Consider the following 14,884-nt stretch of genomic DNA (forward strand, 5'->3'; position numbering starts at 1 on the left):
TGGCCACCATGAAGCGCCGGGTGCCCCGGCCCAGCGAACTGGCACCGCTGATCGGCTTCAAAAAGCCGCAACTCAACGCGACGCAGCGACGGCTGGACGCGGCGTTGACCATCGAGGACCTGCGCCGGATCGCGAAGCGACGCACGCCCAAAGCCGCGTTCGACTACACCGACGGCGCCGCCGAGGAAGAGCTGTCGTTGGCTCGCGCCCGACAGGCGTTCCTGGACATCGAGTTTCACCCGACCATCCTGCGCGACGTCGCGAAAGTCGATACGAGTCGCACCGTGCTCGGGGACCATGTTGCGCAGCCGTTCGGGATCGCGCCGACCGGCTTCACCCGGCTGATGCAGACCGAGGGTGAGATCGCGGGCGCCCACGCGGCGGCCACAGCAGGCATCCCGTTCTCGCTTTCGACGTTGGGCACCAGCTCGATCGAAGACGTCAAGGCGGCAAACCCGCACGGCCGTAACTGGTTTCAGCTCTACATGTGGAAAGACCGGGACCGCTCGATGGCGCTGGTGGAGCGGGCGGCAGCGGCAGGCTTCGACACGCTGCTGGTCACCGTCGATGTGCCGGTCGCGGGCGCGCGGTTGCGGGACACCCGCAACGGCATGTCGATTCCGCCGACCCTGACGCTGCGCACGGTGCTGGACGCGGTGCCGCGGCCCCGCTGGTGGATCGACCTGTTGACTACGGAGCCTTTGTCTTTCGCGTCGCTGGACCGGTGGCCGGGTACCGTCGCGCAGTACCTGGACACCATGTTCGACCCCACCGTGACGTTCGAGGACCTGGCCTGGATCAAGACCCAGTGGCCGAACAAGTTGGTGGTCAAGGGAATTCAGACCCTGGAGGATGCCAAGGCGGCGGTCGACCTCGGCGTCGACGGCGTGCTGCTGTCCAATCACGGCGGTCGGCAACTCGACCGGGCGCCGGTGCCGTTCCACCTGTTGCCCGCGGTCGCGCGTGAACTCGGTGGCGACACCGAGATTTTGCTGGACACCGGAATCATGTCCGGCGCCGATATCGTCGCGGCGATCGCGCTGGGCGCCCGCTTCACGCTGGTCGGCCGTGCTTACCTCTACGGGCTAATGGCAGGCGGCGAGGCGGGCGTGAACCGGGCCGTCGACATCCTGTCCGCGCAGGTCACCCGCACGATGCGACTGCTCGGCGTGACTTCGCTCGACGAGTTGACCCCGCGGCACGTGACCCAATTGCACCGGTTCGGGCGCGCCGCGATCGACCCCGTCGGCTAGTCACATCCGTAACGGCTTTCCCACAGGTCACAGGCCAGATCCGGGTTTCTCGAGTCCGGCCCGAGTCGGAATCGTTAGCCAACCGCGACTTCGCAACACTGTGTCGGGACGGCGGCAGGCCCGCCTGAGCGTGTTTCATTACGCCCGAAGCAACGGCAATTGCTTTGTGGAAAGTAATGAAAGGTGGGTTGGTTGCCGTTATGAAGTTATTGGAGAGGTTTCGGACCAAGTGGTCCCGCCGACTGGCGGTGAGCGCCGTTGCGGCGGCGATCCTGCCCGGGCTGATCGGCTTCGTCGGGGGTTCGGCGACTGCCAACGCGTTCTCGCGACCGGGTCTGCCCGTCGAGTACCTGGATGTCTTCTCGCAGTCGATGAACCGCAACATCCGGGTGCAGTTCCAGGGCGGCGGCCCGCACGCGGTGTATCTGCTCGACGGCCTGCGCGCCCAGGACGATTACAACGGCTGGGACATCAACACGGCGGCGTTCGAGTGGTACTACCAGTCGGGCCTGTCGGTCGTCATGCCAGTGGGCGGCCAGTCGAGCTTCTACACCGACTGGTATCAGCCGTCGCGGGGCAACGGCCAGGACTACACCTACAAGTGGGAGACGTTCCTGACCCAGGAATTGCCCGCCTATCTGGAGGCCAACAAGGGCGTGTCGCAGAACGGCAACGCGGTGGTCGGTATCTCGATGGCAGGCAGCACGGCGCTGACGTACTCGATCTACTACCCGCAGAAGTACATCTACGCCGCATCGCTTTCCGGCTTCCTCAACCCGTCTGAGGGTTGGTGGCCGATGCTGATCGGGCTGGCGATGAACGACGCGGGCGGCTACAACGCCGAGAGCATGTGGGGTCCGTCGTCGGACCCGGCGTGGAAGCGCAACGACCCGATGGTGAACATGGCGCAGTTGGTGGCCAACAACACCAGGATCTGGATCTATTGCGGCACCGGTACCCCGTCGGATCTAGACGTCGGTGACGACGGCGGCAACCTGATGGCCGCGCAGTTCCTCGAAGGGTTCACGTTGCGGACTAACCAAACCTTCCGCGACAACTACATCGCGGCCGGTGGCACCAACGGCGTGTTCAACTTCCCGGCGACGGGCACGCACAGCTGGGGCTACTGGGGTCAGCAGTTGCAGCAGATGAAGCCCGACATCCAGCGGGTGCTTGGAGCGCAAGCGTCCGCCTGAGTTCCACCCACAAAGGGAGCCTGCCGTCACCCCCGAGCGGCAGGCTCCCTGCTGTGTGCGCTAGCCCTGAAACCGTTGGTCTGACGGCGATTTCGCCTCGACGCCGTGCGCACTACATCGTCCGTAGACTCCTGCCGCAGCGCTTCCATCACCGTGCGCAGGCGGTCGGTGCGCCGCGCACCGAGCACGACGGCAGCGCCCTGCGAGTTGACGCGCGGTGGCCACGCCGACGCCACTGCTGGCGCCTGTGATGGCGATGACGGTCATCTGACTAGTGTGGCGCCTGCTACCTGATGCTGACCCTCGGGCTCAGCCTGGCCGTCGCACTGGCGACCACCGACCCGAGTTGATCCTGTCGGGCAACACGGTGGTAAACGGCATCAGCGGCTGATCTTCCTCGGCAGCTGCGTGATCGGCACGCCGCTGACACAGGTGGTGGCCCAGCGGTTTCAACCGGGCGACGACGAGCCCGCGCCAGGCGCCGAGCAGTACGCGCGCCGGGTCCACATTCTGCTGTCAGCGATGTGGGGCGTCGGCCTGCTGATCGAGGTGGGCGTCCGGCTCGTGCTCATCGCCAGGCTGTCGGTCGACGTCGCGGCCGGTGTCACCTCGATCGTGTCGTGGACCACGGTGGGGCTGCTGATGGCGGACACGTTCGCGATCGGCGGGCGTGCCCATGCGCGGTGGGAACAAAGGAGCGCCGTCCAGGGTTGAGTCGGTCAGACTGAACTTTGGAGGATTCATGGCTGAAGCCAAATCTGTGCCCGTCTTGTTCTTGAGCGACTCGATCGTGCTGCCCGGCATGGTCGTCCCCATCGAATTGGACGATGCGGCACGCGCGGCGGTCGACGCGGCGCGGGCCAGCGAGTCCGGTGAACTGCTGATCGCGCCCCGTCTCGAGGACCGTTACCCGTCCTACGGTGTGTTGGCGTCGATCGTGCAGGTCGGTCGAGTGGCCGGCGGCGGCATGGCAGCGGTGGTGCGCGGTAATAGCCGCGCCCAGATCGGCGCTGGCGTCAACGGGCCGGGACCGGCCCTATGGGTGGAGGTGACCGAGGTCACCGAACCCGACGCGACCGACGAAACCCGCGCCCTGGCAGCCGAATACAAGAAGCTGCTGCTGGCCTATCTGCAGCGGCGCGAGGCGTGGCAGATCGTCGACTTCGTCAACCAGTTGACCGATCCGTCGGCGCTGGCCGACACCGCCGGGTACGCGTCGTATCTGACCCAGGTGCAGAAGCGCCAGTTGCTGGAGACACCCGACGTGGCCGAGCGGTTGCGGGCCTTGATCGAGTGGAACAGCGACCACCTCGCCGAGGTGGAGGTCAACGACAAGATCGCCGAGGACGTCCGCGAGGGCATGGAGAAGACGCAGAAGGAGTTCTTGCTGCGTCAGCAACTCGCCGCCATCCGTAAGGAATTGGGCGAGGGCGAGCCCGATGGTTCTGACGACTACCGGGCGCGCATCGAGGCCGCCGACCTTCCCGAGAAGGTGCGCGAGGCCGCGCTGCGTGAGGTCGGCAAGCTCGAGCGGGCCAGCGAGCAGAGCCCTGAGGGCGGCTGGATCCGCACCTGGCTGGACACCGTGCTCGAGCTGCCGTGGAACGTCAAGACCGAGGACTCCACCGACCTGACGGCGGCCAGGGAGATCCTGGATGCCGACCACCACGGCCTGGAGGACGTCAAGGACCGCATCGTCGAGTACCTGGCCGTGCGGGCGCGTCGCGCCCAGCGCGGTATGGCGGTGGTCGGCGGACGCGGCTCCGGCGCCGTGATGGTGCTGGCCGGTCCACCCGGCGTCGGCAAGACGTCGCTGGGTGAAAGTGTCGCAAAGGCGCTGGGCCGCAAGTTCGTTCGCGTCGCTCTCGGCGGCGTGCGCGACGAGGCCGAAATCCGCGGCCACCGGCGCACCTACGTCGGCGCGTTGCCTGGCCGCATCGTCCGCGCGATCGGCGAGGCTGGGTCGATGAACCCCGTCGTGCTGCTCGACGAGATCGACAAGGTCGGCTCCGACTACCGCGGCGACCCGTCGGCGGCGCTGCTCGAGGTGCTGGACCCGGCGCAGAACCACACGTTCCGCGACCACTACCTGGAACTGGATCTCGACCTGTCCGACGTCGTGTTCCTGGCGACAGCCAACGTGATCGAGAACATCCCGTCGGCCCTGCTGGACCGCATGGAGTTGATCCAGATCGACGGCTACACCGAAGACGACAAGGTCGCGATTGCCCGCGACTTCCTGCTGCCCCGGCAGCGCGAACGGGCGGCGCTGACCGAGGACGAGGTGACTGTCACCGAGGACGCGCTGCGCAAGATCGCGGCCGACTACACCCGCGAACCCGGGGTGCGGCAGTTCGAGCGACTGCTGGCCAAGGCGCTGCGCAAGGTCACCACCAAGCTGGCCACCGAGTCCGGCCCGATCACCATCGATGAGCCGGATCTCGTTGAGTACCTTGGCAGGCCGCGGTTCCTGCCCGAGTCGCGGGAACGCACGGCGGTGCCTGGCGTCGCCACCGGCTTGGCGGTCACCGGCCTCGGCGGCGATGTGCTCTACATCGAGGCCGGATCGACCGACGGTGAACCGGGTCTGCAGTTGACCGGTCAACTGGGCGACGTGATGAAGGAGTCGGCGCAGATCGCGTTGTCGTATGTCCGTTCACACGCTGAGCAGTTGGGCGTCGACCCGAAGGCGCTGGACCGTCGCATCCACGTGCACGTGCCCGCGGGCGCGGTGCCGAAGGACGGTCCGTCGGCGGGCGTGACGATGGTGACCGCGCTGGTCTCGATGGCCACCGGCCGGAAGGTGAGGTCGGACGTCGGCATGACCGGTGAGGTGACGTTGAACGGCCGCGTGCTGCCGATCGGTGGGGTCAAGCAGAAGCTCCTTGCCGCGCAACGGGCAGGATTGTCAACGGTTTTCATCCCGCAGCGCAATGAGCCCGACTTGGATGACGTTCCGGCGGATGTGCTCGGGGCGCTCGAGGTCAAGCCGATGACCGACGTTGCGGAGATCGTCGCGCAGGCGCTGGAGCCTGCGACCGCCGCGACCGCCGCGGCCTGACCCGTGCCGGAAAGGGTCATGGTGAAAAGACCTTTGCGCAAGCTGGGGTTCCTGACCATCGGCCGGTTCGACGAAGCCGATCCAGGGCCAGGGCACGAGCAGACGCTGTCGATGATCGAGCGCGCCGAAGCGCTCGGCTTCGACAGCGTCTGGTTGCGGTGCCGCCACCTGCAGCCGGGTATCTCCTCCCCCGTCGCGATGATGGCCGCCGCCAGCCAACGCACCAGCCGCATCGAGTTGGGCACCGCGGTGATCCCGCTCGGCCTGGAGAATCCGCTGCGGCTCGCCGAGGATCTGGCGACCGTCGACATCCTCTCAGGCGGACGGATCAACCCCGGCGTTTCCGTCGGCACGCCGATGCTCTACGAGCACTACAAGACCAAGCTGTACCCGGAAACCCATGAGCTGGAAAACTTTTCGAAGGACAGGGTGCTGCGGCTGCTGGAGTGCCTTCGCGGTGATCCGGTGAGCGACTTCGAGGGCAAGGTCGGCATCGAGGACTTCAGCAGGCGGGTGCAGCCGTACTCCGAGGGTTTGGCGTCGCGGGTCTGGTACGGCGGCGGGCTGTCGTCGGCGATCTGGGCGGGCCGGCAGGGCATCAACTACATGACCAGTTCCGTGGTCAGCATCGAAGGCACCGAGTCGCGGGATTTCGCGACCATTCAGGCCGAGCACATCGACGCGTTCCTCGGTCACCATCCCGACCCGGAGCGGGCCAGGGTGTCGCAGGGCTTGGTCGTGATTCCGACCGACTCGGCGTCACGCGAACAGATCGAGAAGTACCGGGCATACGCGGCGGCGCGCTTGGAGCGCACGAAGTCGCCGCAGGGCCCCCGGGGCGCGTTGTTCTCCCCCGACTACGTCGGCACCTCCGACGAATTGGCCGAAATGCTGGGCGCCCATCCGGGCTTCCAACGCGCCGACGAGGCCGCATTCGCATTGCCGTTCTCGTTCGACGAGGAGGATTACGTCCAGATCATCACCGATATGGCGGAGAAGCTGGGACCGAGATTGGGCTGGACGCCGGCATCGGGTACCTCTTAGCCGTGACAACCGAGACGTTTACGACTCGGCCGATCACAGGGTCGGATCGTGGACCGTCATCGCCGACGGACATTGAATGTCGGTGACGGGCGCTAACGTCCTGGCATGGCCTACGACGAAGACCTGGCCGACCGCATCCGCGAGCTGGTCGCCGCCCAGCGCGGCGTCGACGAGAAGCGGATGTTCGGCGGGCTGGCATTCCTGATCAACGGCAACATGGCGGTGTGCGCCAGCGGTCGTGGCGGCCTGATGGTGCGCGTGCCGCCGGACGAGACCGCCGAACACCTCAGCCGCAACCACGTCGAACCCATGGTGATGGCGGGGCGGCAGACTCGCGGCTGGATCCGGGTGTCCGACGACGGCGTGAAAACCAAACGCCAACTGCAGGCCTGGGTGACACGCGGCGTCGACTACGCGAAGAGTTTGCCCTCGAAATGACGCGGGTACGCCAACCGAGGTGGACAGCAAGCAGGTGGTTCGCAGTCTGCTGGAGCAGGCGGGCACCACCTACGCCGCCGAGGCGGGCATCCGACTGAAAGACCAGCCGATGCCGCTATTTCAACTTTTGACACTGTCCATGCTGGCGAGCAAGCCCATCGAGGCTTCCATCGCGGTGCAGGCCGCGCGGGAGTTGTTCCGCGCCGGTCTGCGCACGCCCGACGCGGTCCTCGAGGCCGACCGGAGGGACATCATCCGGACATTCGGGCGCGCACACTACGTCCGCTACGACGAAAGCTCGGCGACCCGGTTGGCGGACATTGCAACGGCCGTCCGCGACGACTACGGCGGCGATCTGCGAAAGCTGGCCACCGGCGAGGTGCCCGGCACCGTCCGTTTGCTGAAGCGCTTCAAGGGAATTGGTGACACCGGCGCGGACATCTTCTTGCGCGAGGCGCAGCAGGTGTGGCCGTGGGCCAGGCCGTACTTCGACAAGCGGGCCGTCGCCGCCGCCCGGCAACTAGGGCTGCCTGCTGACCCCGAGAAGCTCGGCGCACTCGCAGGGGCCAAGACTGCAGAGTTGGCCGCGGCGTTGGTCCGCGTATCCCTGGACGACGACCTGCGCGTCGAGGTGCAGCAGGGAACATGATCCGTATCGGCACCTCTGGGTGGTCCTACGACCACTGGGCCGACGTGCTGTACCGGCCGGGGTTACCGGTCGCCAAGCGGTTGGCCCGCTACGTCGAGGAGTTCGACACCGTCGAACTCAACGCCAGCTTCTACCGGTGGCCCAAGGACGCGACGTTCGCCGGATGGCGGCAGCGGTTACCGGACGGCTTCACCATGTCGGTCAAGGCGCACCGCGGGCTGACGCATTACCGGCGGCTCGGCACCCCGGAGCCGTGGGTGGAGCGGTTCGAGCGGTGCTGGACGGCGCTGGGCGAGCGGCGCGAGGCGCTGCTGGTGCAACTGCATCCGGGCATGGAACGCGACGACGCGCGCCTCGATCACTTCCTGAGCGTGCTGCCCGACTGGATTCCCGTCGCGATGGAACTACGCAATCCCACGTGGGACGACCCAGCCGTCTACGCGATGCTTGAACAGCATGGTGCTGCCTACGTCGTGATGAGCGGGGCCGGACTGCGGTGCATCCCGCGGGCCACCAGCGACCTGGTGTACGTCAGGATGCACGGTCCGCCACAGGATTCGTTGTACGCAGGCTCCTACCCGGAAACGGAACTGCGGCAGTGGGCCGACCGAATCGCCCAGTGGGACGCAGAAGGCAGGCGGGTGCTCGTCTACTTCAACAACGACCTCGGCGGACACGCCATCCGCAACGCCAGGACCCTCAAGGAGATGCTGGCGGCGAGTAGGCTCGGCTGACATGACATCGTCGTCAACATTCGCCATCGTCGGCGGCGGCCTGGCCGGCGCCAAGGCTGCAGAAGCATTGCGCGACAAAGATTTCGACGGCCACATCGTGTTGTTCGCCGCCGAGGAACACCTGCCCTACGAGCGTCCTCCGCTGTCGAAGGAATACCTGGCGGGTAAGAAGGCGGTCGCCGACTTCACCACCAACGCGTCATCCTGGTACCGGGATCACCACGTCGAACTGCACTTGGGCACCGAGGTCTCGGCGATCGACCCGACCGCCCGGACCGTCTCACAGCCCGACGGCAGCACCGTGCGGTACGACAAGCTGCTGCTGGCCACCGGATCGCGACCTCGGCGGCCACCCATTCCCGGCTCCGACGCTGCCGGCGTGCACTACCTGCGCACGCTCGACGACGCCGACGCGCTGAATTCCGCGTTGGTGGAGGGGTCCTCGCTGGCCGTCGTCGGCGGCGGGTGGATCGGTCTCGAGGTGGCCGCGGGCGCCCGCGAGCGCGGCGTCGAAGTCACCGTCGTCGAGGCGGCCGAGCTACCGCTGATGGCCGCGCTTGGACGCGAACTCGGCGAGGTGTTCGCCGCGCTGCACCGCGAACACGGCGTCGACCTGCGCCTCGGCGCGTCGGTGCAGGAGATCGTCACCGCCGACGGCAAGGCGACCGGCCTGCGGCTGGGCGACGGCACGTCCGTCGACGCGGACGCCGTCCTGGTCGCCGCCCGGGCGGCTCCCAACATCGCCATCGCCGAGCAGGCCGGGCTGGCCATCGGCGATGGCGGCGTGCTGGTGGACGCGTCGCTGCGCACGAGCGATCCGGACATCTTCGCCGTCGGCGACATCGCGGCGGCCGAGCATCCGCTGTTCGGCACCCGGATTCGCACCGAGCACTGGGCCAACGCGCTCAAACAACCCGCCGTCGCGGTGGCGGGCATGCTCGGCAAACCCGCCGAATACGACGAACTGCCGTACTTCTTCACAGACCAGTACGACCTCGGGATGGAGTATGTCGGCCACGCCCCGGACTATGAGAAGGTCGTGTTCCGCGGTGACGTCGCCAAGCGCGAATTCACCGCCTTCTGGCTGGACCGCGACGACCGGGTGCTGGCCGGGATGAACGTGAACATCTGGGAAGGACTCGACGACATCAAGTCGCAGATCCGGTCCCGCGAACCATGGGGAGACGCTTGATCCGCCGCCGCCTGGTCACGCTTGGCGCGACCGTCCTGCTTGCCGCCGGCTGTTCGAGCGGGACCGTGATCAACACGTCGGACAGCGCCGCACCGCCCGCCGCGGCCACCAGCGCGCCGCCATCGGCTCCGCCGAGCAACGCGCACCTGGTCAACGCCTTCGACTTCGTCGGACACGACGGCGACACCACCGGCTATTACTTCACCACGCCCAGTGGCAAGTGGAAGTGCGCCATCGTGACGCACACCAAGGCGGGCTGTCAGGCCTCCAGCAGTTGGCAGTCCGGCCTCGGCGTGGACGGCGAACCGGACTCGACCAACGCCATCGTCGTCGACGAGGAGGGCGATCCGCAGTTCGTCGCCCTCGACGAATCCGAGTTCGCCGGTACCGCTGATTCGCCAAAAGTGTTGCAGTTCAACAGAATTCTTGCGGTAGCGGGGTTCCGCTGCAACGTGCAGGAGTCCGGCGTCTCGTGTCTGAGCGAAACGAGTGGCAAGGGCTTCACGTTCTCGTCGGACGGCTACACGCCGCAATACACCGACGTGCCCGTCGACGCGCCGTGACGATGCGCTAGAGCAGGCTCGCGCTGCCGTCGGCGTTGACCTGCACCTTGGCGCCCGCGATGTCGTCGCGGACGGTGGCCTCAGCCTCGGCGGCCTCGGGAATCACCGCGAGCACGCGTGCGTCCTCACCGGTGCGCACGGCGAGGAACGCTTTCTCCGCGGTGCCCGTGCGGTTGAACGGCGTGGTCCAGGTCTCGACCGTGCCGACCCCCGACCACTCGACGACCGCCTGCGTGCTCGGCTCCCGGTCGACCTCGGATTGCACGTCCTCCCAACGGAATTCGTGATCAGGCGGCTGCGTGCCGTACACCCCGAAGCTGTGTTTGGTCAGGTAGCCGCCGTTGGCCGTGACGAACCCGCGCTGACCGGGGTTGGCGACCAGCCGCTCGGCCATCGTGGCGATCGAATGGGTGACGTAGTTGTTCCACGGCCCGCCCGCGAAAGTCAGCCCACCGGTGACGGTCAGCGGTCTGCCCGGGTCGCCGAGCGGCAACCCGAGTTCGTTGGCGGCCACCTGAACCGCGGACGGGAAGCACGAATAGACGTCGACCAAGTCGACGTCGTCGACACCGATGCCCGCCAACTGCAGGGCCCGCTGACCAGCGATTCTGATCGCGGGCGACCGATAGAATTCGGCTCGCTCACCGATCGCATAGGTGTCGTGGGCATCGGCCCCGGCGTACGGGAAAACCCAGCGCTCCGAGGGGATTTGCAGATAACGCGCCTTCTGCGCCGAGGTGAGCACCAGCGCCGCACCCTGATCGACCATGTTGTTGGAGTTCATCAACTTGGTATACGGCCAGCTGATCATCCGGTTACGCGGGCTCGGCTGCCAGATCTGGTGCGGTGCCAGCGGCTCCCGGCTCCATGCGTGTGGGTTCTTCGCCGCCACCCCACTGAACTGCGACCAGAGTTCACCGATCCGGCGTTGATGCTCGTCGACTGATTCGCCGCCTGCGATGCGGAGCGCCTGCTCGAACATCGGGTACACATAGGCAGGCCGGTCCAGCTTGATCCGGAGGTCGGCGTCGCCGACCATCTGCATGTCCTCGTCCACCCGCTCGGCCTGCGGGACGGTGTCGTCCTGGCTCGTCCACTGCGGCTTGGCGCCGCTGGCGCGCAATCGGGTTCGGGTGCGCCAGGTTTCGGCGCCGGCGATCAGCACGGTGTCGAGGCGCCCCGCCTGGATGTCAAGGCAGGCCTGGTTGACCAATGTCTGCGGCACGTTACCACCGACGCCGGTGTAGCGGGTCGCGGCGTTCTTCGCCCGCAACCGCTGAGCCAGCAGCAGGCCCGGATCCCGGTAGCGCCAGGACAGCACGTTGACGACCCAGACCGAATCCACCGCCTCCAGCACCCGCGGGTCCGCCGCGGCGCGGGCCGCCGCCACCATCAGGTCCACCGGTTCCACGGCGGGATTGTCGTCATGCTGGTTGACCTGGCCGTAGCCGATGAGCACCGGGGTCCGCGGGTCGATGGGCATGGGATCCAGTTTGACGGGGCGAGAAGATGGATTCACTTGAGGGTCGCGAACACGACGCCCTCCGCGATCAGCCGGTCGATCTCGTCGGCGTCCATCGCGAGCAGCTTGTGGCAGATCTCGCGGGTGTGCTCGCCGGGCATCGGCGCAGGCCGCAGCTCGGCCGACGGGATGTGCGCGTACGGCGCGGGCCGAGTCTCGCTGGGCATGGGCGCCTCGAACAGCGGATGCGTCATATCGGTGTAGAGGTTGCGGAATCGAACCTGAGGATCCGCCAGCACATCCACCGCACGGTTCATCGGCGCGGCAGGCACTCCGGCCGCCTGCAGAGCGTGCGCCACGTCTGACTTGCCGCGGGTGCGCGTCCATTCCGACAGTTCGGTACCGCCAGTGACCGTCGCCAGCGCGGTCCGGTCGGCGTCGTCGCGCAGCGAGACCACACACCATTCGTCCTCGCCCGCGCACGGGCACACCGCGTGCACCGCGGCGTCGTCGGTCACCGGCAACTGCATTGCCCGCGCCTCTGCGGTGACGAACGCGGTGGCGAGCTGATTCACCGCGACCTCGGCCTGTGAAATGTGGATGTGCGCGCCGGTTCCGGTCCACTCACGAGCGATTAGCCCGGCGAGCGCGGCGGTCGCGGTGACGCGCGCCGACACGTGATCGGGGAAGACGGTGGTGGCATCGAAAAAGGAAGAGGAGAAGCTTCCTCCTGAATCATGATCCGGTGATGTCCACAGCCATGTCACCCCGGTGGTGGCCCGGACGAGCGGGCCGTATCCCATCCGGTCGCTCCACGGCCCGCTCGCGCCGAAGGCGCTGCTCTCCGCCAGCACGATGCGGGGGTTGAGCTCGCGCAGGCGGTCATACGAAAAGCCCAGCGAGGCAAGCGTTCCCGGCTTGAAATTGGCGAACACCGCGTCCGCGCCCGCCACCAGCTTCGCGAAGATCTCGGCGCCCCCCGTGTGCCGCAGGTCAAGTCCGAGGCTGTACTCGTTGCGGTGGGTCAGCGCCCACGACCTGCTCATCACCTGATCGGGCGGGGTCTGGCGCAGGCCGTCGGGATACGCGGCGCTCTCGATCTTGATGACCTCGGCGCCGAGGTCGGCGAACAACCTGCCCAGTTCCCCGCCCGCGACGATCACGCCGAGGTCGAGGATCCGCAGACCGTCGAACGGTCTCTGCACCGCGGCATCGCCAGCGGGTGTGGCGAAAGATTCTGTGTTCCAGATTGTTTCGTCGGCACCAAGGGGAGGCGCAGGCGTAGAAGCGCCCATGTGCGCGCCGTCGACCACGAACGCGCCGACAGGTACTGGCACGGTCGCACCCGCCGCGAGATCGACGTCGGCCAGTGCTCCGACGGCGCGAAAATGCTCCGACGCCAACGCCTGCGCGGGGGTCAGCACCGCCGCGATCGGCACCCCGCGTCGCTGGCCCTCGGCCACCAGGTCGGCCATCGTCTCGGTGGCGAACAACGCCGCCATCGCCTCGTTGAGTTCCTTCGACGCCGCGTAGCGGGCGGCGATGGTGTCGAACTTCGGGTCGGCGAACTGCTCCGGTTCGCCGAGCCAGCCACGCATCCCCCGCCACTGCCGCGGAGACAGCACGCAGATCCGCACATACCCGTCCCGGCACGGGAAGATCGGGTAGATCTGTTGGTTGCGGGGCCGACCCCGCCACAGTTCGCTGGATTTCTTCATCCCGACGGCGGCCTGGCCCTCGGAACCGAATGGCGGATCGAGCGACTGGAGTACGCCTTCGAACCGGGAGAAGTCGATGAATTCGCCTGTGCCAGAGCGTAACCGAAGGTAGTAAGCGGCCAGTGCCGCCCACGCCGCCTGTGTTGCGGCGGTGGCGGAGGCGATGCCGAGCGGCGGCAGCACCGGCGTGCCCGCCGTCGGCCCGGTGCGCGACAGCGCGGTCGACATCGCGTAGAGCACCGCGTCGGTGGCCCGCCACGCGGAGTAGGGACCTTCGGTCCCGAAGTCGGTGACCGACAACGCCACCAGGTGGCCGAACCGTTGCGCCAGTGTGGCGCAGGATGTTCCGAATGCCGCTAACTGATTGCCGCCGTCCACGACGATGTCGGCGGCCGACGCCAGCTCCAGCAGGCGGTCGCGGTCGTGATCGTCGTCGGGGTCGAGCACCGCGCTGCGCTTGTTGGCATTCTGCAGCGCGAACGACACGCTGGTGCCGTCGATCCTCGGCGACTCGCCGCGCGCCGGACTGCCCTGCGGTGGTTCGATCTTCAGCACGTCGGCGCCGAGGTCGGCGAACAACCGGGCGACGCCGTCGGATTCGGCGCCGCCCAGATCGAGCACCCGAAGCGCCGCGAGCAGACCCGGCCTCACCGTGCCACCAACCGCTGTACCCACTGAAGGTGAGCATCGATGCCGGTGGCCACGTACAGCAGGTCGACGAACGCGTCGGGATACCCGTTGTCGGACAACAGCGACAGCACGTCGGCGACCTTGTCGACCGGAGTGCCGGCTGCGACATTGACCCGCACATAGGTGTGGATGGCCGCCGGGTCGCGACCCGCCGCGCGCGCGGCATCGTCGACGGCGCGCCGTTGCGCGTCGAGCATCGACACCATGACGTCGGCGGACATCGTGGGCACCCGCACTACGGGCAGCCATCCGTCGGCGCGCCTGCCGACGCGGCGCAGCCCTGGCGGTCTGACCGCGCCGAGATAGACGGGAGGACGCGGCTTTTGCACCGGCTTCAAGGTGACCCAGGACGACGGGATCGACCAGCCGTCGCCGCGGAACTCGACAGGATCGGTCATCCACAGCGCGTCGAGCGCATCGAGCGCCTCGTCGAGTTGTGCGCCGCGGCGGGCGAACGGCGCCCGCGCGGCCTGGTATTCCTCCGGCGACCACCCGATGCCGAAACCGGGCAGCAGCCTGCCGCGGCTGATCACGTCGATGCCGGTCAGCTGCCGTGCCAACTGGGTAGCCGGATACCAGGGTGCGACCAGCACGCTGGCGCCGAGCCGCACCCTGCTGGTGGCCGTCGCCGCGACCGTCAGCGCCACCAATGGGTCCAGGCTGGAGCGGAACTGCTCGGGGATCTCCTCGCCGCCGCCGTAGCCGACCGACGGGTGCACCGCGGCAAGCAACCGGTCGCCGACCCACAGGCTGTCGGCCCCGAGTTGCTCGGCGGCCGCGGCGAACCGCGCCAGATCGTCGTAGGCGGACTCACCGAACTGCGGCAGCGCGAATCCCAGCACGCCCGTCAGGCTAATGCGTAGGTTTCTGTGATTCGGGTACTA

The 14,884-nt window shown here is 67.6% G+C and carries 13 protein-coding genes; 10 read left to right on the plus strand and 3 right to left on the minus strand.

The window, feature by feature from the left end:
* Nucleotides 1-8 precede the first annotated feature (8 nt).
* The 10 genes from A5724_RS10940 (at nucleotide 9) to A5724_RS10985 (ending at nucleotide 10,130) form a co-directional block, all read left to right on the plus strand.
* Nucleotides 9-1,253 carry an alpha-hydroxy acid oxidase gene (locus A5724_RS10940; RefSeq protein WP_067801214.1) on the plus strand — a complete coding sequence of 415 codons (1,245 nt, stop codon included), beginning with the start codon at nucleotides 9-11 and terminating at the stop codon, nucleotides 1,251-1,253.
* Nucleotides 1,254-1,453: 200 nt separating this feature from the next.
* On the plus strand, nucleotides 1,454-2,449 hold the full coding sequence (locus tag A5724_RS10945) for an esterase family protein (RefSeq protein WP_067800710.1): 996 nt from the start codon (nucleotides 1,454-1,456) through the stop codon (nucleotides 2,447-2,449).
* A gap of 408 nt (nucleotides 2,450-2,857) precedes the next feature.
* Complete coding sequence (locus A5724_RS10950) at nucleotides 2,858-3,163, plus strand: hypothetical protein (protein WP_067800713.1); 306 nt, start codon at nucleotides 2,858-2,860, stop codon at nucleotides 3,161-3,163.
* 28 nt (nucleotides 3,164-3,191) lie between these two features.
* A complete protein-coding gene (lon, locus tag A5724_RS10955) occupies nucleotides 3,192-5,510 on the plus strand; it encodes an endopeptidase La (protein WP_067800715.1) in 2,319 nt (772 codons plus the stop codon).
* Nucleotides 5,511-5,531: 21 nt separating this feature from the next.
* Nucleotides 5,532-6,554 (plus strand): LLM class flavin-dependent oxidoreductase, encoded by a 1,023-nt coding sequence (locus tag A5724_RS10960; protein ID WP_232004786.1) that lies wholly within the window; start codon nucleotides 5,532-5,534, stop codon nucleotides 6,552-6,554.
* A gap of 105 nt (nucleotides 6,555-6,659) precedes the next feature.
* Complete coding sequence (locus A5724_RS10965; protein WP_067800719.1) at nucleotides 6,660-6,992, plus strand: TfoX/Sxy family protein; 333 nt, start codon at nucleotides 6,660-6,662, stop codon at nucleotides 6,990-6,992.
* Between the two features lie 19 nt (nucleotides 6,993-7,011).
* Nucleotides 7,012-7,641 (plus strand): endonuclease, encoded by a 630-nt coding sequence (locus A5724_RS10970; RefSeq protein ID WP_067800722.1) that lies wholly within the window; start codon nucleotides 7,012-7,014, stop codon nucleotides 7,639-7,641.
* Complete coding sequence (locus tag A5724_RS10975) at nucleotides 7,638-8,375, plus strand: DUF72 domain-containing protein (protein ID WP_067800724.1); 738 nt, start codon at nucleotides 7,638-7,640, stop codon at nucleotides 8,373-8,375. Before A5724_RS10970 ends, A5724_RS10975 begins: the two co-directional genes overlap by 4 nt.
* 1 nt (nucleotide 8,376) lies before the next feature.
* On the plus strand, nucleotides 8,377-9,567 hold the full coding sequence (locus A5724_RS10980; RefSeq protein WP_067800727.1) for an NAD(P)/FAD-dependent oxidoreductase: 1,191 nt from the start codon (nucleotides 8,377-8,379) through the stop codon (nucleotides 9,565-9,567).
* A complete protein-coding gene (locus A5724_RS10985) occupies nucleotides 9,567-10,130 on the plus strand; it encodes a hypothetical protein (protein WP_369830622.1) in 564 nt (187 codons plus the stop codon). Before A5724_RS10980 ends, A5724_RS10985 begins: the two co-directional genes overlap by 1 nt.
* A gap of 7 nt (nucleotides 10,131-10,137) precedes the next feature.
* Here the strand turns inward: A5724_RS10985 and A5724_RS10990 are convergent, their stop codons facing one another.
* Genes A5724_RS10990 through A5724_RS34485 form a run of 3 tightly spaced genes read right to left on the minus strand, consistent with a single transcriptional unit; the run spans nucleotide 10,138 to nucleotide 14,842 of the window.
* Nucleotides 10,138-11,613, minus strand: a complete 1,476-nt coding sequence (locus tag A5724_RS10990; RefSeq protein ID WP_067800734.1) for an acetyl-CoA acetyltransferase — start codon at nucleotides 11,611-11,613, stop codon at nucleotides 10,138-10,140.
* Between the two features lie 32 nt (nucleotides 11,614-11,645).
* The gene (locus tag A5724_RS10995) at nucleotides 11,646-13,985 is read right to left on the minus strand and encodes a CoA transferase (RefSeq protein WP_232004788.1); all 2,340 of its coding nucleotides are present in this window, start codon (nucleotides 13,983-13,985) and stop codon (nucleotides 11,646-11,648) included.
* On the minus strand, nucleotides 13,958-14,842 hold the full coding sequence (locus tag A5724_RS34485; protein ID WP_067800737.1) for a TIGR03619 family F420-dependent LLM class oxidoreductase: 885 nt from the start codon (nucleotides 14,840-14,842) through the stop codon (nucleotides 13,958-13,960). The genes A5724_RS10995 and A5724_RS34485 overlap by 28 nt, the downstream gene beginning before the upstream one ends.
* Nucleotides 14,843-14,884 lie beyond the last annotated feature (42 nt).

The organism is Mycobacterium sp. ACS1612, assembly GCF_001667505.1.
Taxonomy (GTDB): Bacteria; Actinomycetota; Actinomycetes; order Mycobacteriales; family Mycobacteriaceae; genus Mycobacterium.

What these genes read in the sequence shown, in the direction of transcription:
- A5724_RS10990 (WP_067800734.1), bottom strand. Translation starts at nt 11,613, where the DNA reads ATGCCCATCGACCCGCGGACCCCGGTGCTCATCGGCTACGGCCAGGTC.
- A5724_RS10975 (WP_067800724.1), top strand. Translation starts at nt 7,638, where the DNA reads ATGATCCGTATCGGCACCTCTGGGTGGTCCTACGACCACTGGGCCGAC.
- A5724_RS10965 (WP_067800719.1), top strand. Translation starts at nt 6,660, where the DNA reads ATGGCCTACGACGAAGACCTGGCCGACCGCATCCGCGAGCTGGTCGCC.
- lon (WP_067800715.1), top strand. Translation starts at nt 3,192, where the DNA reads ATGGCTGAAGCCAAATCTGTGCCCGTCTTGTTCTTGAGCGACTCGATC.
- A5724_RS10980 (WP_067800727.1), top strand. Translation starts at nt 8,377, where the DNA reads ATGACATCGTCGTCAACATTCGCCATCGTCGGCGGCGGCCTGGCCGGC.
- A5724_RS10945 (WP_067800710.1), top strand. Translation starts at nt 1,454, where the DNA reads ATGAAGTTATTGGAGAGGTTTCGGACCAAGTGGTCCCGCCGACTGGCG.
- A5724_RS10940 (WP_067801214.1), top strand. Translation starts at nt 9, where the DNA reads ATGAAGCGCCGGGTGCCCCGGCCCAGCGAACTGGCACCGCTGATCGGC.